This is a genomic window from Bradyrhizobium sp. 1200_D9_N1_1, assembly GCF_052075915.1.
Lineage (GTDB): Bacteria > Pseudomonadota > Alphaproteobacteria > Rhizobiales > Xanthobacteraceae > Bradyrhizobium > Bradyrhizobium diazoefficiens.
On record NZ_CP197226.1, the window covers coordinates 8,744,424 to 8,764,645 of the forward strand.

Sequence of the window (20,222 nt, forward strand, 5' to 3'; positions counted from 1 at the left end):
TTAGATTGAACCAAGCGGGTCACGGGCTCGGTGCACCTCTCCCGCTTGCGGGAGAGGTCGGCGCTCGCAAGAGCGCCGGGTGAGGGCTTTATCCTCTTGGGGAGTCTCACTGCGGAGGCACCCTCTCCCCAGCCCTCCCCCGCAAACGGGGGAGGGAGCGCACCTCCATTGTCGCAACGATCACGCCCAATCTCATCACACTCCTCACACCCATTCACCACGCCCAAAATTCCTGATCCGCTCGACAGCGAATTCCGCTATTGAGAGACGCGGCAATCGATCCGTCTCGCCGGTGCGTGGTTCAATGCAGCTCTACCTTCCGATCGCCGATCTTCCGGTCAACGTCTTCCTGGTGCTGGCGATGGGCGCTGCGGTCGGCTTCGTCTCCGGCATGTTCGGGATCGGCGGCGGCTTCCTGATGACGCCGCTGCTGATCTTCATCGGCATCACGCCGGCGGTCGCGGTCGCCTCGGTCGCTAGCCACATCGCGGCGTCCTCCTTTTCCGGCGCGATCTCCTACTGGCGGCGGCGCGCGATCGATCCGGCGCTGGCGAGCGTGCTGCTCTGCGGCGGCGTGACCGGCACAGCATTGGGGGTGTGGACCTTCACGCAGCTCCGCGCGCTCGGCCAGCTCGATCTGATGATCGCGCTGTCCTACGTCGTGCTGCTCACCACCGTCGGCAGCCTGATGTTCTCCGAAGGCCTGCGCGCCCTGATGCGGACGCGGCGCGGCACGGTGCCGCCGCGGCGCACGCACAACTGGATCCATGGCCTGCCGCTGAAGATGCGGTTCAAGCGCTCGAAGATCTATCTCTCGGTGATCCCCGTCTTGATCGTCGGCACCATGATCGGCTTTATCGGCGCCATCATGGGCATCGGCGGCGGCTTCATCCTGGTGCCGATCATGATCTACCTGCTGCGAGTGCCGACCTCGACGGTGATCGGGACCTCGATGGTTCTCACCCTGGTCACCATGCTGTTCGCGACCATGCTGCATGCGGTGACCAACCACCTCGTCGATGCCGTGCTGGCACTGATCCTGATGGTCGGCGGCGTCACCGGCGCGCAGTTCGGCGCGCGTGCCGGCCAGAAGATTCGCGGCGAGCAGCTGCGGCTGCTGTTGGGCTTGCTGATCCTCTCGGTCGGCGTCCGCTTCGCGATCGAGCTGGTGATCCGCCCGGAGGATCTCTTCACCATCCGTGAGCTCGGAGTGAGCGGATGATTCGCGCGCTGCTCGCAATCGTTCTCGTCCTGCTGCTCGGCAGCGCCGCGCGGGCCGAGCGGCTGATCGTGTCGGTCTCCAACCACCGCGTCACGGTGACGCCGAATTATTCCGGCGAGGAGCTGGTGCTGTTCGGCTCGGTCGAGAAGGACGCCACGACGCCCGCGGACCGCACGGCTTACGATCTCGTGGTCACCGTGATAGGCCCGCGCGCTGACATGGTGACACGGCGCAAGGAACGCACTTTCGGCATCTGGATCAACACCGACTACCGGCAGTTCCTGCAGGTGCCGAGCTATCTGGCACTGTTCGCCAACCGCCCGTTCGACGTCATCACCTCGCCCGACATCGCACGGCGGCAGCAGATCGGGCTGAACAACGTGCGGCTGACCCAGCGCGTCAGCGGCGATTATGCCGACGTGGTGCCGAACGACGCATTCCGCTCCGCCTTCATCCGCCTGCGCACCCAGCGCGGCCTCTATCGCGAGGATGCGAGCGCCGTGACGTTCCTGACGCCGACGCTGTTCCGCACCGGGATTCCGCTGCCGGCGGAGGTGCCGATCGGCACCTATGAGGTCGAGATCAAGCTGTTCGCGGGCGGCGCATTCATCGGTAGGACCGAAACCGCCTTCGAGATCGTCAAGGTCGGTTTCGAACAGTTCGTCGCGACGACCGCGCGACAGAACGGCCTGATCTACGGCCTCGCCACCGCGGCCATGGCGCTGATGACGGGCTGGATGGCGTCGATCGTGTTCCGGAAGGATTGAGACTGACATTCCGGGGCGCGCGTAGCGCGAACCCGGAATCCATCGATCGGCGGAGTAGGTGGCCCGATGGATTCCGGGCTCGACGCTTCGCGTCGCCCCGGAATGACGACCTCCATCACGGCGCCTCGATCACCGTCGGCACGCCCGGCTCCAGCAATCGCAATCGCGTCCCGAAACCGAGCACGTCGAAGGTCTTGCGCAGGTCCTCGCTGTTCTGGCGGAAATGCGCCCAGCCTTCGGTATGCAACGGCACGATCATCGCATCGGGAAAGGCCCGTGCGGTCTCGATGGTGTCATTGGTGTCCATGGTGAGATGGAACGGCCCGCGCGTCTGCGCAGCGCCCGCGAACGGCAGCACCACGCGGCATTTGAAGCGGCGGGCGACCTCGGCAACGCCGTCGAACCAGGTGGTGTCGCCGCTGATATAGACCGCGCTTGTGTCCTTCCGGTTTGAGGACACCACGAAGCCGATGACATCGCCCGACAGCGGCTCGATGCCGGCAGGACCGTGACGCGCCGGCGTCGCGGTGATGGTCAGTGAATTGCCGTCACGATCCTTCACATGCGAGGTCGCCCAGGGCGCAAGGCCTTCGGCATGGCCGCCGAGGCGCCTGGCGCCGGCCTCTGTCGTCAGCACGCGCTTCGCATGTTTGAGAAACGCGCGGCCGGAATTGTCGAGATTGTCCGAATGCTGGTCGTGGCTGAGCAGGACCGCATCGACCGGACCGATCGCATCGGGCCTCACGGCGGGGCCGATGGTCTTCTCCAGCTTCACATGCGGCAGCTGGTACGCGCCCGGCGCATCGAAGGTCGGGTCGGTGAGGAGACGGAAGCCGTCGATCTCGATCAGCGCGGTCGGGCCGCCGATCAGGGTGATGGAAATGGGCATGATGAACCTTCCTTACGATGCGGCCTTTGACGGAAGCAACTTTGACGAAAGCGATTTCGCCGGCCGGGTCACCAGATAGATGCCGAGCGCGACCGGGATGATGCCGAGCAGGTCGCGGGCCTCGACATGCTCGCCGAGCACGAGGAAGGCGAACAGCATGCCGAGCGGCGGCATCAGGAAATGATAGGCGCTGGCAGCGGTGGCGCCACACACTTTCAGGAGATGAAACCAGAGCCAGTAGGCCAGGATCGAGCCGCCGAGCACGAGGAAGGCGAAGGCGCCGATCAGGCTTGGGGTGACATCGATCGCGTGGACGTCGGCGAAGGTGAGCGCGACCGGCGTCAGCACGATGCCCGCTGCGAGATTCTGCACGCCGTTGCCGATCCACAGGCTTCCCTTCGGCGCGAGCAGCTTGAAGAGGATCGTGCCGAGGACGATGGAGGCGAGCGAGGCAAGCGTGAAGACGATGCCGTGCCATGAATCGGTGCCGACCGACAGGCGGTGCCAGACGATCGCCGTCACTCCGATGACGCCGAGCAGGAGACCGCCCGCCTTGCGCCAGGTCATGCCTTCGCCGAGCAACAATGCAGCGAGCGCCGCGGTGAACACCGGATTGGCCGACACGATCAGGCCGCCGAGCCCGGCGGAGACCGATTGCAGGCCGGTGTAGCCGAGCCCGAGATAGAGCGCGTTGTTGGCGATGCCGAGCACAGCGAAGATCGCGGCATCGCGCCAGGACAAGGACCAGCTGTCGCCGCGGATCAGCGTCGCACCGAGGATCAAAATGCCGGCGAGCGAGAAGCGCGCGGCGAGCAAGATCAGCGGCGGGCAATGGGTGACGCCGATCTTGCCGGCGACGAAGGCATAGCTCCAGAGCAGGCAGAACAGGCCGATGGCGAGCGGCAGCGTGTTGAAGCGGCTGCGGGGAACGGGAATCGAGGGAGCGAGCGACATGAGGGCATTCTCGGATGTTTTCTTCTGGCCCTCGATCTAGGGAGGCCGCTTGCCATTTGGAAATTAAATGATTAACTTCCAATCAGTGGATTTTCGAATGGAGGCGCCCATGCTCGATCTCGAGCTTCTGCGCAGCTTCGTCTCGGTGGTCGAGGCCGGCGGCTTCACCCGCGCCGGCGAGCGCGTCCACCGCACGCAATCGACCGTCAGCCAGCAGATCAAGCGGCTGGAGGAGGATGTCGGCCAGGTGCTCCTGCACCGCGACGGCAAGGACGTGCGTCCCACCGAAGCCGGCGAGCGGTTGCTGTCCTACGCCCGGCGGCTGCTCTCGCTTGCAGAAGAAGCGCGCGACGTGCTGAGCCAGCCCGACAGCGAAGGCGCGATCCGGCTCGGCATTCCCGAGGATTTTGCGGCCTATCGCCTGGCGAAATTGCTGGCGACGTTCTCGCGCTCGCATCCCGGCCTGCGGCTCGACGTCCGCGCCGACCAGAGCAAGAACCTCGCCCGCGATCTCGAACGCGGCGAGCTTGATCTGGCGCTTTACAAGCGCGAGGCCGGCGAGAAGGGCGCGATCGCGGTGTGGCCGGAGCGGGTGCACTGGGTCACCAGCAAGAGCCATCCGATCGACGCGGGCGCGCCGTCGGTGCCGCTGATCGGCTTTCCGCTGGGCTGCCTCTATCGCGCCGGCGCCATCCACGCGCTGGAGAGCGCGGGCCGCATTTGGCACATGGCCTACACGTCATCGAGCCTCGCCGGCATCCAGGCCGCGGTCGCCGCCGGCATGGGGCTGAGTATCCTGTCCGAGATGTCGATCCAGGCCGATCATCGCGTGCTGACCGCGAAGGACGGCTTTGCGCCGATCAACAAGACCGAGGTGGCGCTGATGGCCGCGCCGGATGCGAGCCCGGCAACGCTGCGGCTCGCGGATCGGCTCGCGGAGTTCTGCGACAATGTGCAGGCGAAGGCGGCCTAGTCGCCACGAGGTCGGTCTGTTCCCTCCCCCCTTGCGCAGGGCTATCGCATGTGAATTTCACGATGATTGTCCGCGGGTTTGCTCCGCCTCTCCCGCTTGCGGGAGAGGCCGACGCGCCCCGGGCGATGCGAAGCATCGTCCCGAGCGCGGCGGGTGAGGGCTCTCGCCACGCAGGGACGTTCTCCGCAATCCCAGGCAATCCCGACGCGGAGACACCCCCACCCCAGCCCTCCCCCGCAAGCGGGAGAGGGAGCGCAGCGGTGTGCGTGGCAAGAGTGTTCAGCTCAATAACACCGCGACGCGGCGATGGCGTGGACGCGGCGGTCGCCGAGCAGATGGGCGACAAAACCGTTCTTCGGGAAGATCCTTGCAAACGCCGCGTCGCGGATGCTGAGGCCGCCGGCATAGGCGCCGAAGGCGGGCATCACGGCGCGCATCCCGTCGCTGGCGAAGCAGCGGCGCTCCATCGAACGGCCGCGCGCGGAGACGCGGGCCTTGGGATGGAGATGGCCGGCGATCTCGCCATGCGCGCCGGTCGGCTCGTGGCGGAACGTGATCGGGCCGATCGCGACCTCGTCGGCGACGGTGCCGCCGAGATCGCGCGGCAGCATCGGATCGTGGTTGCCGGAGATCCAGATCCAGTCGCGACCGGATTGGAGTCCGGCGACGGCGTCGCGATCCTCCGCGGAGAGTCGCTCATGCGCGGTGCGATCGTGAAAACTGTCGCCAAGCGCGATGACGGTGCGCGGATCATGGCGGGAGATGACAGCAGCGAGCCGGCCGAGTGTCGCGATCGTATCGTAAGGCGGCAGCAGCACGCCGCGGCTGGCGAAGCTCGAGCCTTTTTCGAGATGCAGGTCGGAGACGACGAGCAGGCGCTGCTCTTCCCAGAACAGGGCGCCGGAGAGATCGGCGGCGAACGTCACATCGCTGATGGTGACTCTGGAAACGCGCATGTCCTCGACATCTCCTGAAACCAGCGCGCCTGCCGTCACGTCAAAACCTGCTCTTATCCCATCGCCTCTTTGACCAGCTCGTTGGCGGCCTCGGCCAGGAGCTCGTCTGCTGCTTCGCCATAGACTGACTCGCGGCCGATTTCCAGCATCACGGGGACCGCGAGCGGGGAGACGTGGTCGAGTTCCCGGTGGGTGATACGGCCCTGGATGCGGGCCAGCATGCCGCCGAGACGGCGCAGGTCGAGCAGCCCGGTGGCGGCATCGGCGCGGGCGGCGCGCAGGAGGACGTGATCGGCCTGATGCTTGCGCAGGACGTCGTAGACGAGATCGGTCGAGAACAGTACCTGGCGGCGGCTCTTGTCCTCATTGGTGAAGCGGCGCTCGATCAGGCCTGATATCAGCGCGCAGTTGCGGAAGGTGCGCTTCATCAGCGCGGATTCGGCCAGCCATGCTTCGAGATCGTCCCCGAGCATGTCGGGGTTGAACAGCGCGTCGAGATTGAGCTCACCGTTGCGGACCATGAAGGAGGCGTCGCCCAGCCCCCAGATCGCCACCGCATATTCGTTGGCGACAAAGCCGAGCGGCCGGGCGCGGGCACGCTCCAGACGACGCGTCAAGAGCATGCCGAGCGTCTGGTGCGCGAGGCGCCCTTCGAAGGGATAGCAGATCAGGTAATGCTTGTTACCGCGTGGAAAGGTCTCAACCAGAAGCTCGCGGACACCCGGCACGCGCGAGACGTCCTTCTGCAACGACAGCCAGTCGCGCACCTGCTCCGGCAGACCGTTCCATGCGCGCCTGTCGTCGAGCAGGCGGCGCACACGCTCCGCCAGATAGGTCGAGAGCGGGAACTTGCCGCCCATATAGGACGGCACCTTCGGATCCTTGTCGTTGGCGCGGGAAACATAGACCTGATCCTCGGCGAGCGCCTCGTAGCGCACGACCTCGCCGCCGAACACAAAGGTGTCGCCGGCGGTCAGCCCCTCGATAAAGTATTCCTCGATCTCGCCGAGCACGCGGCCGCCGCGCGCGATCGCGCCGGTCGAACCGCTGCCGGTGGAGCGGGAACGCACCAGCCGCACCTTCAGCATCGGCTCCTCGACGATGGTGCCGACATTGAGACGATAGCTCTGCCGCACCTTGGGATTGGCGACGCGCCAGCGCCCCTGCTTGTCCTGCCTGATGCGGGCGAAGCGCTCGTAGGTCTTCAGCGCGTAGCCGCCGGAGGCGACGAAATCGACGACATCGTCAAAATCCTGCCGCGCCAGACCGGCGTAAGGCGCGGCAGTGCGCACCTCGTCATAGAGCTCGTCGGAGAGAAACGGCTCGCCGCAGGCGCAGCCGAGCACATGCTGGGCCAGCACGTCGAGCGCGCCGGTGCGCAGCGGCGGCGTGTCCTGCGCATTCTCGGCGATGGCATCGATCGCGACACGGCACTCCAGCACCTCGAAACGGTTGGCCGGCACCAGCACCGCGCGCGAGGCCTCGTCGAGGCGGTGATTGGCGCGGCCGATGCGTTGCATCAGGCGCGACGAGCCCTTGGGCGCGCCGATATTGACGACGAGATCGACGTCGCCCCAGTCGACGCCGAGGTCGAGCGAGGAGGTGCAGACCACGGCGCGCAGCTTACCTGCCGACATCGCGTCCTCGACCTTGCGGCGCTGGGCGACGTCGAGCGAGCCGTGATGCAGCGCGATCGCGAGCCCGTCGTCGTTCATGCGCCAGAGATCCTGGAACAACATCTCCGCCTGGCTGCGGGTGTTGACGAAGACCAGCGTGGTCTTGTTCGCCTTGATCAGCTCATAGACCTCGCTGAGCGCGTGACGCGCGCCATGGCCGGCCCAGGGCAGCCGCTCGCGCGTATCGAGCATCTCGACCAGCGGCGGCGCGGCACCGCCGGCGATCACGATGTCGGCGGCCACTTCGTTGCCGCCAGGCTGCGGCACCAGGAAGCGCGCGAGCTGATCAGGCTCGGCCACGGTCGCCGACAATCCGATCGCGCGGATCTGCGGCGCCAGCCGCCACAGCCGCGCCAGCCCGAGCGAGAGCAGATCGCCGCGCTTGGACGTCACCAGCGCGTGCAGCTCGTCCAGCACGATGCGCTTCAAGGAGGAGAACAGGAACGGGGCGTCGTCGGAGGAGAGCAGAAGGGCGAGCTGCTCCGGCGTCGTCAGCAGGATATCAGGCGGATAGCGCCGCTGCCGCTGCCGCCGCGACACCGGCGTGTCGCCGGTGCGGGTCTCGACCTTGATCGGCAGCGCCATCTCAGCGATCGGTCGCTCCAGGTTGCGCGCGATGTCGACGGCGAGCGCCTTGAGCGGCGAGATGTAGAGCGTGTGGAGGCCAGCGCTACGCTGCACGCTGCGGCCGGTGGAGACGAGGCTGTTGTTGTCACCTCCCCCCTTGTGGGGGAGGTCGGCAGCCGCAGGCTGCCGGGAGGGGGGTAGCGCCACGAGCGGTGCTTGTGGCCACCCCCCTCCCCGCCCCTCCCCCACAAGGGGGGAGGGAGAAGAGAAAGAAGACAACTCCACCAGCGTCGGCAGAAATCCCGCCAGCGTCTTGCCGGCGCCGGTCGGCGCGATCAGCAGCGCGGAGCGGTCCTCGCGCGCCTTCTCCAGCAGCGCCAGTTGATGCGCGCGCGGCGACCAGCCGCGCGCCGCGAACCACGCCTCGAAGCGGTCGGGCAGCGGCGCGGCCGGCTCGGCCGGGATTTTGTGGATGCGGGGCGGCACGGCATCACAGGTAAGCCGTGGAGGCTGGTTCGTCGAGGGGTGGAGGGAGGTCTCGTAGGGTGGGCAAAGCGTAGCGTGCCCACCCTTCGCGTATGGGTACCTGGAGAGATGGTGGGCACGGCGCAAGGGCGCCTTTGCCCACCCTACGACGTCCTGCCCGTTTCCTACTCCGACATCGGCTTGTCGGAGATATCCCAATCCTTGCCGGTGAAGGTGGAGATGAAGAGCGTCTTCATCGGCGTGTAGTCCTCGGGCGTGTAGCTGTAGGTGACGCCCTCGAGGAAATAGGGCGAGTGGAAGCCGGCAAGAGTCGAGGCCTGCTTCAGCACGTTGGCACGCGTGAGATCATCGCCGCAGCGGCGCAGGATCTCGCCCATGGTGACGGCCTGGCCGTAGCCGGCGAAGGCGATGGTGTTGTCGGGGTCGATGGCCGGCGTGTACTTCTTGCGCAGCTCCTCGAACGCCATCACGTCGGGGTCCTTCTCCCATTTGGGCAGGCCGACCTCCTTGTTGTAGCGGATGGCGACGATGCCGGCGGCATTCTCGAGGCCCGCGGCGTTCAGAATCGAACGGCCGGTCGAGCCCGCGGACAACAGTTGCAGCGGCTTCCAGCCGAGCTCGGCCACTTTCCGGATCGACTGCGACGACGCCTTGCCGGTGGAGATGTTGTAGAACACGTCGGCGCCCGACTTCGAGAGATTGATGAGCTGGGAATCGACGGTCGGCTCGGTGAGATCGTAGGTCTGCTCCATGATCACCTGCGCGGTGCCGCCGGCGTCAGTCAGCACCTTCTTGAAGGGACCGAGGAAGTCGCGGCCAAAATCGTCGTTCTGGTAGAGGATGCCGATCTTGGCGTTCGGCTTCACGCTGACGACATGCCGCGCCAGGATGCGCGCCTCGGTCGGATAGAGCGGCAGGCCCGCCATCGTCCACTTGAACTCTTTCGGGTTGTTCCACTTCGACGCGCCGGTGTTGAGCAGCAGCTGCGGCACGCCCTTGGAGTTCAGGTATTTGTGCACGGCGGTCTGCGGCGCGGTGCCGAGCGAGCCGTAGAGCGCCAGCACCTCCTCCTGCTCGACCAGGCGCCGCGTCGCCTCGACGCATTTCGGCGCGCTGTAGGCGTCGTCCATGGTGAGAAACTTGATCTTGCGCCCGTTGATGCCGCCCTTCTCGTTCAGCATCTGGAAATAGGCCTCGCCGACACGCCCGAGCACGCCGTAGAGCGAGCCGGGGCCGGAATGCGGCACGGTCTGCCCGATCTTGATCTCGGTGTCGCTGGCGCCCGCATCGTATTTCTTCTCCGCGGCCCAGACATACGGCGCGGGCAAGGTGGATGCGGCGATGGTGGCGAGCGCGGCGGCGCTGAAATCGCGCCGCGATGGATTCTTGGTCATTATTTGTTTCTCCCTGGCGCGCGCATTGTGCTGGCATCGCAGCACGGCTCGCAAGTCCGAAGTCGTCGCTTTGCGACGCAATGACGCTCAAATCGCGGGGCGTTTAGCGCCTAGACTCAAGTTTTCTCGGCGACGATGACGAGGCCGCGCACCGGCTCGTTGTTCTCGTTGCGCGGAGAGCCCGGCTCCAGGGTGAGGAGCTTCAGTCCGGCTTGCGCAATCGCGCCCCGCACATATTCCGCCGAATGGGCATAGCGCAGGCCTTCGCCGAGAACGATGCCGCTGCCGTCATGCGTCTCCAGCGTGAAGGCAAGCACGCCGCCCGCTGCAAGCACGCGCCCGGCTTCGGCCAACACCGGCGCGAGATCGGAGAGATAGACGAACGCATCCGCGGCCACGACGAGGTTCGCGCTCGCATCGCCCTTGCTGCGCAGGCCCTCGATCATGTCGGCGACCTCGAGCTCGGCATAGAGCTCGGTCGCGCGCGCCACCCTGATCATGCCGGGCGACAGGTCGATACCGATGAAATGATCGACCTGCTTGGCGAAGGCGGCGGCCGCAAGCCCGGTGCCGCAACCGAGATCGATGGTGCGCTTGAAGAAAGCCGGCTTCTTCGCGGCAACGCGCGCGGCCAGCACCGCCTTGAAGATCAGCGCCGGGGCGCGATAGCCGAGATCGTTGATCAGCACGTCTTCGAAACGCGGCGCGTACTGGTCGAACAGAGCCTGCACATAAGCCTTGGGCATCTCCGTCATCTGCGCGTCGCCGAGCCGTATCAGATGCAGGCCGGCACCGTGCTGATCCCCAGGATCGGACTCGCGCGATTTACGAAAGGCCGCGATGGCCTTGTCGCGCTCGCCGAGTTGCTGACGGATCTCGCCGAGCGTGAACCAGGCCGAGGCGAAATTCGGTGCGAGCTCGATCGCCTGCTCCAGGAGATCGGCGGCGGCAGGCAGATCGCCCTTGAGCTGGAGGTCGCGCGCGAACTCGAAACGGCGGTCGGCCATGAGATCGCCGGAGGACAGAAACAGGCGCAGGGGCATTGGGAACCAGGAAGCGGGTGGTGACTCGAAGATGCGGTGAGGCAGCCTATATAGCAGTCATGCGCCCGCAAGACATCCTGTTGCCAGCTGCTGCCGGCCTGTGCTGCAAGCCCGGCAGCTTCCACATCGATCCCGTGCGCCCGGTCGAGCGGGCCTTGATCACCCACGGCCATTCCGACCATGCCCGCGCCGGCCATGGCGCGGTGCTGGCGACGCAGGAAACGCTCGACATGATGCGGCTGCGCTATGGCGAGAATTTCGCCGGCTCGACGCAAGCCATCCGTTACGGCGAGGAGATCCGGCTCGGCGATGTCAGCGTGAAATTCCACCCGGCCGGGCATGTGCTGGGCTCGGCGCAGATCGCGGTGACATGCAAAGACACCTGCATCGTCGCCTCCGGCGACTACAAGGACGCGCGAGATCCGACCTGCGCGCCGTTCGAGCTGGTGCCCTGCGACGTCTTCATCACCGAGGCGACGTTCGGCCTGCCGGTGTTCCGGCATGGCGATGCGGCCGATGAAGTGAAGAAGCTACTCGCCTCGGTCGCGCTGTTTCCCGAACGCGCGCATCTCGTCGGCGCCTATTCGCTTGGCAAGGCGCAACGCGTGATCGCGCTGCTGCGGCAGGCCGGCTATGACGCACCGATCTATCTGCATGGCGCCATGGAGACGATCACGCATTACTACCAGAGCCGCGGGATCGCACTTGGCGATCTCAGGCCGGTGATGGGCGTGAAGAAGGCGGCGCTCGCCGGCACCATCACGCTGGCACCGCCGTCAGCGACATCAGATATCTGGACGCGCCGTTTTCCCGATCCCGTCACCGCCTTCGCCTCAGGGTGGATGCGCGTGCGCGCCCGCGCGCGGCAGCGCGGCGTCGAATTGCCGCTCGTGATTTCCGACCACGCCGACTGGGACGGCCTCACCGCCACGATCGCGGCGACCGGCGCCGGCGAGATCTGGGTCACCCACGGCCAGGAAGACGCGCTGGTGCATTGGTGCCAATCGCGCGGCCTGAGGGCGCAGCCGCTCGATCTGGTCGGCTATGGCGATGAGGAGGAGAGCGAGACGCCGATTGCCGACGAGGCCGAAGCATGAACCGCTTCGCCGAACTCCTCGACCGTCTCGCCTACGAGCCCGGACGCAACAACAAGCTGCGGCTGATCACCGGCTATTTCCGCGAGGTCGGCGATCCCGATCGCGGCTACGCGCTGGCGGCACTGACCGGCGCGCTCAGCTTCAAGCACGCCAAGCCGGCGCTGATCCGCGACCTGATCGCGTCGCGCACGGATGAGGTGCTGTTCGGGTTGAGTTACGATTATGTCGGCGATCTCTCGGAGACGGTGGCGCTGATGTGGCCGAAGCGCAGCGCAAGCAGCGACGAATCTTTTCCGGGCCACCCCTCTCCCCCGCCCTCCCCCACAAGGGGGGAGGGAGCGCAGCAGTACGCGGCGCTGTCAGCGAGCACAACAACTAATAGCGATTCCCAAAGTGATGGAGGCACGAGCCTCACCGTTCCCTCCCCCCTTGCGGGGGAGGGTCAGGGAGGGGGGTACCGCGGGCGAGATGCCAGCGATGCGCTCCACCCAAGCAACCACAACAACCCACCTCCCCCAACCCTCACCGAAGTCGTCACCACGCTCCGCACCCTCGGCAAGACCGAGCTGCCAAAACAGCTCGAACGCTGGCTCGACGAGCTCGATGAGACCGGCCGCTGGGCGCTACTGAAGCTCGTCACCGGCGCGCTTCGCATCGGCATTTCCGCGCGGCTGGCGAAGACCGCCGCGGCGGCGCTCGGCGACAAGGACCCGCATGAGGTCGAGCTGATCTGGCCGGGGCTCGCGCCACCCTATCTCGACCTGTTCGCCTGGCTGGAAGGCCGCGGCGAAAAGCCGGTCAATCGCGATCCCGCGCCGTTCCGCCCGGTGATGCTCGCGCATGCGATCGACGATACCGATTTCGTCGCGCTCGATCCCGCCGACTACATCGCCGAATGGAAATGGGACGGCATCCGCGTGCAGGCGGTTGCGGGCCGCGACGACCGCGGCCACGTCACTGCCCGGCTCTATTCGCGCACCGGCGAGGACATCACGGGGAGCTTTCCGGATCTCGTGCCGTCGCTGCGCCTGCCGGGCGCGATCGACGGCGAGCTTCTGATCCTGCGCGAGGGCCGCGTGCAGAGCTTCAACGTTCTCCAGCAGCGGCTCAATCGCAAGGCGGTCTCGCCAAAGCTGATCAAGGAATTCCCGATCCATCTGCGCGCCTACGATCTGCTCGGCGACGATGAGAACGATTTGCGTGAATTGCCGTTCACGGAGCGGCGGGAACGGCTGGAAACATTCATCACTAAGCTCGGCGATCCCCGCATCGATCTGTCGCCCATCGTGCCCTTCGCGAGCTGGGAGGCGCTGACCGCCGCGCGCGCCGACCCCGCAAGTGCCGGCGCCGGCGAGGATGCCGACGCCGTCGAGGGCGTGATGCTGAAGCGGCGCGATGCGCCTTATCTGCCCGGCCGGCCGAAGGGCCAATGGTGGAAGTGGAAGCGCGACCCACACATCATCGATGCCGTGCTGATGTACGCGCAGCGCGGCCACGGCAAGCGCTCGTCCTATTATTCCGATTACACGTTTGGCGTCTGGACCGAAGGTGAGACCGGCGACGAGCTGGTACCGGTGGGAAAGGCCTATTTCGGCTTCACCGACGAGGAACTACTCCAGATCGACCGCTTCGTCCGCCGCAACACCACGGAAAAGTTCGGCCCGGTGCGCCATGTCGTGCACGAGGGCGACAAGGGGCTGGTGCTGGAGGTCGCGTTCGAAGGGCTGCAGCGCTCGCCGCGGCACAAATCAGGCGTCGCGATGCGCTTTCCCCGCATCAGCCGACTGCGGTGGGACAAGCCGCCGCGGGAGGCCGACCGGCTGGAAACCCTGGAAAAGATGCTGAAGGCGGAAGCGGCGGAGGTTGAGGCTTGAAGCGCGCTGAGACGAGGCTCGATTGTCGCCAAGGCGAAGGTGCGCCCCCTCTCCCGCAAGCGGGAGAGGTGAGCCCAGCCGCCGGCGTGCACCCAAATCGCTGGCGCGCTGCCGAAATTAAAATGCGGTAAGCTGATTGACGGCCGGTTACGGGTTCCCCATGTGCCCCGCCGTGACTTATAATCGGGTCGAATCCCGCGAGGAGTTTTTTGCGATGGTCCAAGACGTCAGAGATTTGCCGGCCGGCCGCAGTGATGGCCTGAACCGCTTTCTCGGCGGCTCGCCGCTGGCGGTCGCGTTTCGCCTCGTCCTGCTCTCGATCCTGGTGGGCGTCGTGCTGGCGGCGATCGGCTTCGATCCCTGGAATATCATCTACAGCATTCGCCTCTTGTTCCAGCGGCTGTGGGATCTCGGCTTCGATGCCGTGAACTGGCTGTGGCGCTACTTCCTGCTCGGCGCGGTCATCGTGATTCCGATCTGGCTGCTGTCGCGCGTCTTCGGCGCGCCGCGCCGCTAAATCCGGGTCAAGCTCGGGGAGCCCTCAGCCGATGCAATTACGCTTTGTCGGCTGCGGCGACGCCTTCGGCTCGGGCGGCAGGCTCAACACCTGCTTCCACGTTGCGGGGCGCGAGGCCAACTTCCTGATCGACTGCGGCGCGTCGGCCCTGCCGGCGCTGAAGCGACTCGAGATCGACCGCAACGACATCGATCTGATCCTGATCACGCATTTCCACGGCGACCATTTTGCAGGCCTGCCGTTTGTCCTGCTCGACGCGCAGTTCTCGCGGCGAACGCGACCGCTGACGATCGCGGGCCCGCAAGGCATCGAGACGCGGCTGCGCGAGGTGATGGAGGTTTTGTTCGAGCATTCCTCGAAGACCAGGCAGCGCTTCGAGCTCTCCGTCGTCGAGCTCGCGTCCGGGCAAAGGCGCGATTTCGGCGCGGTGACGGTGACGCCCTACCCGGTCGTGCACGGCGAATCCGGTGGCCCGTTCCTGGCCTACCGCGTCGAGACCGAGGGCCGCACGCTCGCCTACAGCGCCGACACCGAATGGACGGAGACGCTCATTCCGCTGGCGCATGGCGCGGACCTTTTCATCGCGGAAGCCTATATGTACGAGAAGGTAGTCAAGAACCATCTCAGCCTGAAGACCTTGGAACAGCATTTGCCGGCAATCGGCGCCAAACGCCTCGTCCTCACCCACATGAGCGACGACATGCTGTCGCGCCTCGTCGATATCGAGCATCTCGCCGCCGAAGACGGCATGGTGCTCGTGTTCTGACATGCACGCGCCCGTTCCCCTCAAGATCGGCTCCCGCCAGGTCTTCGCCATCGCGGGTCCGGCGATGGTTGCGAACCTCACCACGCCGCTGATCGGGGTGGTCTCGACCACGGCGATCGGGCGGCTCGACGATGCCGCGCTGCTCGGCGGCGTGGCGATGGCCTCCGTCATCTTCGACTGCCTGTTCTGGCTGTTCGGCTTCCTGCGCATGAGCACGCTCGCCTTCACCGCGCAGGCGCTCGGCGCCGGCGAGACGCGCGAGCTGACCGCGATCCTGATGCGCGGCTTCATCGTCGCGGGCCTGATCGGGGCTGCTCTGATCGCGCTGCAACTGCCGCTGGCGGCCGTGCTGTTCGACCTGATGGGCGGCAGCGAAGGCGTCACGCGCGCCGCCAAGACCTATTTCATGATCCGGATCTGGTCGTCGCCGCTGGCCTTCGCCAACTATGTCATCCTCGGCTGGCTGGTGGGGCAGGCCCGCGCCAATCCGGCGCTGCTGCTTCAGATCGTCATCAATCTCGTCAACATGGCGGCGACGATCCTGCTCGTGCTGGTCTACGACACCGGCATCGCGGGCGCTGCGATCGCCGCGCTGCTCTCGGAGACCATCGGCTTCGCGCTCGGCGTGATCGTCTGCCGCCGCTATGCGGACGGCGGCTTTGGCGTGCCTCGCGCCACCTTGTTCGACCGGGCCAAGCTGATGCGGATGCTGGCGGTGAACTCCGACATCATGATCCGCACCGCGGCGCTGATCGCCGTGTTCCTGTTCTTTACCGCGAAGGGCGCGCGCGCCGGCGATGTCACGCTGGCCGCGAATTCCGTGCTCAACAATTTCCTGCTGGTCAGCGCCTTCTTCCTCGACGGTCTTGCGAACGCGGCCCAGCAGCTCTGCGGCCGCACCTTTGGCGCACGCGATGCAAGGGGTTTTGCGGATTCGACCCGGCTGGTGCTCGCGTGGGGGCTCGGCTTCGCGCTGGTGGTCGCGGTGCTGTTCGCGCTGTTCGGGACGGCGCTGATCAATGTCATGACCGCGAGCGAAGACGTTCGCCGGGCCGCGCGCGACTTCCTGCCCTTCATCGTGCTCGCGCCGGTGCCCGGCGTGTTCGCCTTCGGCTTCGACGGGATCTATATCGGCGCCACCTGGGCCCGCGAGATGCGCAATCTCATGCTGGCCTCGCTGGCGATCTTCCTCTTCACCTGGTGGGCGCTGCAATCCCTCGGCAATGCCGGGCTATGGTGCGCGCTGATCGCCTTCTATGTCGCGCGCGGCGGCCTGCAGGGCGCGCGCTATCCGGCGCTGTATGGGGCGACGTTTCCGAAATCGTAGAACAATCGTGGCCCGGATGGAGCGGCTTTCTCTTCGCCTCTCCCCGCAAGCGGGGAGAGGCGAAGAACGGCGCCTCACATCCCCGGCCAGTCTTCCGCCGTCAGCGTCGCAGCATCCGCGCCGACGATGTCGGAGAGCGAATCCCGGCCCGTGCGCAGCAATGTCGAGGTGAGGTCGCGCTTGATCTCCTCGACGAGGCCGAGGCCCTTGTAGACCAGCGACGAATAGAGCTGGATCAGGCTCGCGCCGGCGCGGATTTTCGTCAGCGCGGCGCCGCCGGAATCGACACCGCCGACGCCGACCAGCGGGAACGCGCCCTCGACGCGCACATAGGTCTCCGCGACCATGCGCGTCGACAGGCGGAACAGCGGCCGGCCGGACAGGCCGCCCTGCTCCTTCGCCCGCATTTCCTCGCGCAGCGTGCTCGGCCGTGCGATCGTCGTATTCGACACGATCATGCCGTCGACCCGGCGCGAGCGCGCGACCTGCACGACGTCGTCGAGCTGGGCAAGGCTCAAATCCGGCGCGATCTTCAGCAGCACCGGCGTGTCGCCGGCCTTCTGGCGCACCCGCTCGCGCGCGTCGATCACCCTTGCGAGGAGGTCGTCGAGCAGCGCGCCTTCCTGCAAGTTGCGCAGGCCCGGCGTGTTCGGCGAGGAGACGTTGATCGTGAAATAGCTCGCGACCGGCGCAAAGGCCTCGATCAGCTTGACGTAGTCCCCAACGCGGTCCGGCGAATCCTTGTTGGCGCCGACATTGACGCCGACGATGCCGCCGTGCTGCGCGCGCGCGGCGAGCCTGCGCAGCGCGACATCCGCGCCGTCATTGTTGAAGCCCATGCGGTTGATGACGGCCTCGTCGCGCTCGAGCCGGAACAGCCGCGGCCGCGGATTGCCGCTTTGCGGCTTGGGCGTCACCGAGCCGATCTCGACGAAGCCGAAGCCGAGGCGCAGCAGCGCATCCGGCACCTCCGCGCTCTTGTCGAAGCCCGCGGCCATGCCGATCGGGTTGGGAAAGTTGAGCCCGAAGGCGCGCACCGCGAGCTTGGGATCGTCAGCGCGCGGCTTGACCGGCGGCAGGAAGCGCAGGCCCTGGATCGCCAGGCGATGCGCATCCTCCGGATCGAGCCAGCGCAGCACCGGCAGCGAAAGAGCATCGAAGGCGCGAATCACGGGGCAAGCTCCGGCATGTCGTGGCCGCCGTCCGAGCGCATGTTGAGGTTCACCACCGAGATGACCGCGCCGAAATCGAGCTCGCCATAGAGATGCGGAAACAGCTCGTCATTGCGCGAGCGCTCCCAGCGCAATTCGCTGCCGAGCGCATCGCCGTCGACCTCGACCAGGAACAGCGCGCGCTGCCCGAAATAATGCTTGCGCAAGGTCTCGGGAACCTGGGCGGCCGTCGAGAAATGGATGAAGCCGTCGCGCGCGTCGTCCGCGCTGCCGCGGTACACGCCCTGCCGTTCCGCCTCGCGCCAGGCCGAGGCCGGACAGATTTTGTAGATCTTGTTGACCACCTGATGTGGAGCCCTGTTTGCTCTTTGAGTCAGCTCGTTGAGTCTCTTGGGGTTTTTCGTCTCTTGCGGGTCTCAAAACCCGGCGCGACCGTAAAGGCGGCCCCTTCCGAACTCAAGACTAGAGCCTATTCCATTCCGATGAAATCGGAACGGGCTCTAAATTCTTGTTTTGACGCGTATTCTTGACGCGAACCGGTATCCCCTTCGCTTGAAAGCGCGTCCGCCGTCGCCTCTTGCGCGAAAATCGGAAAACCGGTTGATTTGAGGACAGTTTTCCTGAGTTGCGACGGGCTGGACCTTCCATGGTCAGACAGGCCAAAGCGCAGAGGATACTGACTCACGACCAGATCTGGGTCGCGCTGGATCGGCTGGCGGCGCGCGCCGGGCTGTCTCCGTCCGGCCTCGCCAAGCGGGCAGGGCTCGACCCCACCACTTTCAACCGGTCCAAGCGCGTCACCTCGGACGGCCGCGAGCGCTGGCCCTCGACCGAATCGATCGCAAAAGCGCTGGCAGCGGCCGGCGCCTCAATCGATGTCTTTGCCGGGTTGATCAGCGACGAGACCGGCAACAGCCGCTCGGTGCCGCTGCTCGGGCTCGCACAGGCGGGCGCGAGCGGCGCTTTCGACGAGTCCGGCCTTCCGTCCGGCAAGGGCTGGACCGAGCTCGCGCTTCCCACCGCCGAGGACAGCCAGACGTTTGCGCTGGAGATTGCCGGCGATGCGCTTGCCCCGACCTATCGCAACGGCGACGTCATCCTGGTCTCACCCGGCACGCCGATCCGCAAGGGGGATCGTGTCGTGGTGACGACCAAGGCGGGCGAGGTGACGGTCGCAACGTTGAAGCGCCGCACGGCCAAGGCGCTGGACTTGCTGCCGCTCGATGCCTCGCAGGCCGAGCGCACGATCGCGGCGGGTGAGCTCGCGTGGGTCGCAAGGATCGTGTGGGCGAGCCAATAAATTCAACGCGCGACGGCCATTGCGACTCACCGCGCCTCTCGCCTAGGTTGCGCGCGCATCGCCGATCTAATTCATCTTGGGGGAATATGATGAATCGCCGTCACGCATTGAAGGCCCTCGCGGGTCTTGCGCTTTGTCCGGTCTGCAAGCCGGCCTTCGCCGCCGAAGGCGTGCATTGGAGCTATGAAGGCGCCGGAGCTCCTGCCAAATGGGGCGATCTCGACGCGGCCAACAAGGCCTGCGCGGTCGGCCTGCAACAATCGCCGATCGACATCGAGGCGACGATCAAGTCGCAATTGCCGACGTTGAAGCTGAATTGGGGCAAGAGCGCCGACACCATCGTCAACAACGGGCACACGATCCAGCTCAACTTCGCCGAAGGCAGCACGCTCACGCTCGGCGACGTCAAATACAAGCTGCTCCAGGTGCACTTCCACCGGCCGAGCGAGCACATGATCGGCGGCAAGAATTTTCCGATGGAGGCGCATTTCGTCCATCGCAACGATGCCGGCGGGCTCGCCGTGGTCGGCGTGCTGATGGCCGAGGGCAAGCCGAACCCGGCCTTCGGCAAGATCGTCAAGACCATGCCCGCGGCGGACGGCCCGGCGGTGAAAGCCGACGCGAGCATCGATCCCCTCGCGATGCTGCCAACGAGGCTCAGCTACTTCCGCTATCCCGGCTCGCTGACGACGCCGCCCTGCTCGGAAGTGGTCGAATGGCTGCTGCTGACCACCCCGATCCAGGTCTCGGCCGCCGACGTCGCCGCCTTCGCAAAGCTCTATCCGATGAACGCGCGGCCGGTGCAGAAGGACAACCGGCGTTACGTGCTACGCTCGACCTGAGGCGCAGCCACGGCGCCTCGGACGTTCTGTCTGATGTCCACGACGACCTCGTAGTTGGCGGCCGTTGCATCGAAGGCCGTCAGCATGGCCTGCGCCTCAGGATCGACGACGGCCTTGTCGGGATCGGGCCCCGTGAAGGCGCGGATGCTGTCGAGGCCCTGCCACAGCGTCAGCGCCAGCATTTCGGTGCCCCCCTCCACCTCGCGGCGCAACAGCGAGGCGCCGGAAAAGCCGTCGATGGCCTCAAGGTGCGGCACCACCCGGGTTGCAAAGTGATGCTGATAGAGGGCGGCCTTGTCGCGCGTGGCCGCCGCACGCCAGATGCGAGCGATCATCCTTCTCTCCGAAGCCTGCAAGGCCGAGTCTTGCGGGAACACCCCCTGCGCCGTATTGGCTGAAA

At 66.2% G+C, this 20,222-nt stretch carries 19 protein-coding genes; 10 read left to right on the forward strand and 9 right to left on the reverse strand.

All coding sequences use genetic code 11. The features are described from left to right. The first annotated feature begins 304 nt into the window (after positions 1 to 304). On the forward strand, positions 305 to 1,222 hold the full coding sequence (locus AB5K84_RS41375) for a sulfite exporter TauE/SafE family protein (protein WP_028172821.1): 918 nt from the start codon (positions 305 to 307) through the stop codon (positions 1,220 to 1,222). Further along, positions 1,219 to 1,989 carry a TIGR02186 family protein gene (locus AB5K84_RS41380; RefSeq protein ID WP_011083972.1) on the forward strand — a complete coding sequence of 257 codons (771 nt, stop codon included), beginning with the start codon at positions 1,219 to 1,221 and terminating at the stop codon, positions 1,987 to 1,989. The genes AB5K84_RS41375 and AB5K84_RS41380 overlap by 4 nt, the downstream gene beginning before the upstream one ends. A gap of 115 nt (positions 1,990 to 2,104) precedes the next feature. Here AB5K84_RS41380 and AB5K84_RS41385 read toward each other — a convergent pair whose 3' ends face one another. Continuing rightward, the gene (locus tag AB5K84_RS41385; RefSeq protein WP_011083971.1) at positions 2,105 to 2,878 is read right to left on the reverse strand and encodes an MBL fold metallo-hydrolase; all 774 of its coding nucleotides are present in this window, start codon (positions 2,876 to 2,878) and stop codon (positions 2,105 to 2,107) included. 12 nt (positions 2,879 to 2,890) lie between these two features. Further along, a complete protein-coding gene (locus tag AB5K84_RS41390) occupies positions 2,891 to 3,832 on the reverse strand; it encodes a DMT family transporter (RefSeq protein ID WP_011083970.1) in 942 nt (313 codons plus the stop codon). Positions 3,833 to 3,941: 109 nt separating this feature from the next. Here AB5K84_RS41390 and AB5K84_RS41395 point away from each other — a divergent pair, with 109 nt between their 5' ends. Further along, positions 3,942 to 4,805, forward strand: coding sequence for a LysR family transcriptional regulator (locus tag AB5K84_RS41395; protein WP_038965283.1), 864 nt, complete (start codon positions 3,942 to 3,944; stop codon positions 4,803 to 4,805). 284 nt (positions 4,806 to 5,089) lie between these two features. Here AB5K84_RS41395 and pdeM read toward each other — a convergent pair whose 3' ends face one another. From pdeM to AB5K84_RS41415, 4 genes are all read right to left on the reverse strand, one after another. Continuing rightward, positions 5,090 to 5,761: a ligase-associated DNA damage response endonuclease PdeM gene (gene pdeM / locus AB5K84_RS41400; RefSeq protein WP_051000237.1), complete on the reverse strand. Its 672-nt coding sequence runs from the start codon at positions 5,759 to 5,761 to the stop codon at positions 5,090 to 5,092. 53 nt (positions 5,762 to 5,814) lie between these two features. Beyond that, on the reverse strand, positions 5,815 to 8,490 hold the full coding sequence (locus AB5K84_RS41405; RefSeq protein ID WP_011083967.1) for a ligase-associated DNA damage response DEXH box helicase: 2,676 nt from the start codon (positions 8,488 to 8,490) through the stop codon (positions 5,815 to 5,817). 164 nt (positions 8,491 to 8,654) lie between these two features. Then, entirely contained in the window at positions 8,655 to 9,884 is a 1,230-nt protein-coding gene (locus tag AB5K84_RS41410) for an ABC transporter substrate-binding protein (RefSeq protein ID WP_028172814.1), read from the reverse strand. A gap of 116 nt (positions 9,885 to 10,000) precedes the next feature. Continuing rightward, complete coding sequence (locus AB5K84_RS41415) at positions 10,001 to 10,927, reverse strand: class I SAM-dependent DNA methyltransferase (RefSeq protein ID WP_011083965.1); 927 nt, start codon at positions 10,925 to 10,927, stop codon at positions 10,001 to 10,003. A 59-nt stretch (positions 10,928 to 10,986) separates the two neighbouring features. Between AB5K84_RS41415 and AB5K84_RS41420 the strand changes: the two genes are divergently transcribed. The 5 genes from AB5K84_RS41420 (at position 10,987) to AB5K84_RS41440 (ending at position 16,508) form a co-directional block, all read left to right on the forward strand. Further along, the gene (locus AB5K84_RS41420; protein ID WP_011083964.1) at positions 10,987 to 12,024 is read left to right on the forward strand and encodes a ligase-associated DNA damage response exonuclease; all 1,038 of its coding nucleotides are present in this window, start codon (positions 10,987 to 10,989) and stop codon (positions 12,022 to 12,024) included. Further along, positions 12,021 to 13,898, forward strand: a complete 1,878-nt coding sequence (locus AB5K84_RS41425; protein ID WP_011083963.1) for an ATP-dependent DNA ligase — start codon at positions 12,021 to 12,023, stop codon at positions 13,896 to 13,898. Before AB5K84_RS41420 ends, AB5K84_RS41425 begins: the two co-directional genes overlap by 4 nt. Positions 13,899 to 14,112: 214 nt before the next feature. Further along, on the forward strand, positions 14,113 to 14,415 hold the full coding sequence (locus AB5K84_RS41430; protein ID WP_028172810.1) for a DUF6460 domain-containing protein: 303 nt from the start codon (positions 14,113 to 14,115) through the stop codon (positions 14,413 to 14,415). 31 nt (positions 14,416 to 14,446) lie between these two features. Next, entirely contained in the window at positions 14,447 to 15,181 is a 735-nt protein-coding gene (locus AB5K84_RS41435; protein WP_011083961.1) for an MBL fold metallo-hydrolase, read from the forward strand. A 1-nt stretch (position 15,182) separates the two neighbouring features. Beyond that, the gene (locus AB5K84_RS41440) at positions 15,183 to 16,508 is read left to right on the forward strand and encodes an MATE family efflux transporter (RefSeq protein WP_011083960.1); all 1,326 of its coding nucleotides are present in this window, start codon (positions 15,183 to 15,185) and stop codon (positions 16,506 to 16,508) included. A 74-nt stretch (positions 16,509 to 16,582) separates the two neighbouring features. On the opposite strand, the gene AB5K84_RS41445 is transcribed toward AB5K84_RS41440, so the two are convergent. Together AB5K84_RS41445 and AB5K84_RS41450 are read right to left on the reverse strand one after the other, a co-directional pair. Further along, positions 16,583 to 17,680, reverse strand: a complete 1,098-nt coding sequence (locus AB5K84_RS41445; RefSeq protein ID WP_011083959.1) for a quinone-dependent dihydroorotate dehydrogenase — start codon at positions 17,678 to 17,680, stop codon at positions 16,583 to 16,585. Beyond that, complete coding sequence (locus AB5K84_RS41450; protein ID WP_011083958.1) at positions 17,677 to 18,024, reverse strand: DUF952 domain-containing protein; 348 nt, start codon at positions 18,022 to 18,024, stop codon at positions 17,677 to 17,679. The genes AB5K84_RS41445 and AB5K84_RS41450 overlap by 4 nt, the downstream gene beginning before the upstream one ends. Positions 18,025 to 18,326: 302 nt before the next feature. Between AB5K84_RS41450 and AB5K84_RS41455 the strand changes: the two genes are divergently transcribed. Further along, positions 18,327 to 18,980 carry a S24 family peptidase gene (locus tag AB5K84_RS41455; protein ID WP_011083957.1) on the forward strand — a complete coding sequence of 218 codons (654 nt, stop codon included), beginning with the start codon at positions 18,327 to 18,329 and terminating at the stop codon, positions 18,978 to 18,980. Positions 18,981 to 19,069: 89 nt separating this feature from the next. Further along, the gene (locus AB5K84_RS41460; protein WP_038965276.1) at positions 19,070 to 19,822 is read left to right on the forward strand and encodes a carbonic anhydrase; all 753 of its coding nucleotides are present in this window, start codon (positions 19,070 to 19,072) and stop codon (positions 19,820 to 19,822) included. On the opposite strand, the gene AB5K84_RS41465 is transcribed toward AB5K84_RS41460, so the two are convergent. After that, positions 19,801 to 20,157, reverse strand: a complete 357-nt coding sequence (locus AB5K84_RS41465; protein ID WP_051000236.1) for an antibiotic biosynthesis monooxygenase family protein — start codon at positions 20,155 to 20,157, stop codon at positions 19,801 to 19,803. The genes AB5K84_RS41460 and AB5K84_RS41465 overlap by 22 nt on opposite strands. Between the last annotated feature and the right edge of the window lie 65 nt (positions 20,158 to 20,222).

Excerpts from the sequence above, each read along its gene's own strand:
- AB5K84_RS41375 (WP_028172821.1), top strand. The coding sequence starts at position 305 with ATGCAGCTCTACCTTCCGATCGCCGATCTTCCGGTCAACGTCTTCCTG.
- AB5K84_RS41380 (WP_011083972.1), top strand. The coding sequence starts at position 1,219 with ATGATTCGCGCGCTGCTCGCAATCGTTCTCGTCCTGCTGCTCGGCAGC.
- AB5K84_RS41385 (WP_011083971.1), bottom strand. The coding sequence starts at position 2,878 with ATGCCCATTTCCATCACCCTGATCGGCGGCCCGACCGCGCTGATCGAG.
- AB5K84_RS41390 (WP_011083970.1), bottom strand. The coding sequence starts at position 3,832 with ATGTCGCTCGCTCCCTCGATTCCCGTTCCCCGCAGCCGCTTCAACACG.
- AB5K84_RS41395 (WP_038965283.1), top strand. The coding sequence starts at position 3,942 with ATGCTCGATCTCGAGCTTCTGCGCAGCTTCGTCTCGGTGGTCGAGGCC.
- pdeM (WP_051000237.1), bottom strand. The coding sequence starts at position 5,761 with ATGCGCGTTTCCAGAGTCACCATCAGCGATGTGACGTTCGCCGCCGAT.
- AB5K84_RS41410 (WP_028172814.1), bottom strand. The coding sequence starts at position 9,884 with ATGACCAAGAATCCATCGCGGCGCGATTTCAGCGCCGCCGCGCTCGCC.
- AB5K84_RS41415 (WP_011083965.1), bottom strand. The coding sequence starts at position 10,927 with ATGCCCCTGCGCCTGTTTCTGTCCTCCGGCGATCTCATGGCCGACCGC.
- AB5K84_RS41420 (WP_011083964.1), top strand. The coding sequence starts at position 10,987 with ATGCGCCCGCAAGACATCCTGTTGCCAGCTGCTGCCGGCCTGTGCTGC.
- AB5K84_RS41425 (WP_011083963.1), top strand. The coding sequence starts at position 12,021 with ATGAACCGCTTCGCCGAACTCCTCGACCGTCTCGCCTACGAGCCCGGA.
- AB5K84_RS41430 (WP_028172810.1), top strand. The coding sequence starts at position 14,113 with ATGGTCCAAGACGTCAGAGATTTGCCGGCCGGCCGCAGTGATGGCCTG.
- AB5K84_RS41435 (WP_011083961.1), top strand. The coding sequence starts at position 14,447 with ATGCAATTACGCTTTGTCGGCTGCGGCGACGCCTTCGGCTCGGGCGGC.
- AB5K84_RS41440 (WP_011083960.1), top strand. The coding sequence starts at position 15,183 with ATGCACGCGCCCGTTCCCCTCAAGATCGGCTCCCGCCAGGTCTTCGCC.
- AB5K84_RS41455 (WP_011083957.1), top strand. The coding sequence starts at position 18,327 with ATGGTCAGACAGGCCAAAGCGCAGAGGATACTGACTCACGACCAGATC.
- AB5K84_RS41460 (WP_038965276.1), top strand. The coding sequence starts at position 19,070 with ATGAATCGCCGTCACGCATTGAAGGCCCTCGCGGGTCTTGCGCTTTGT.
- AB5K84_RS41465 (WP_051000236.1), bottom strand. The coding sequence starts at position 20,157 with ATGATCGCTCGCATCTGGCGTGCGGCGGCCACGCGCGACAAGGCCGCC.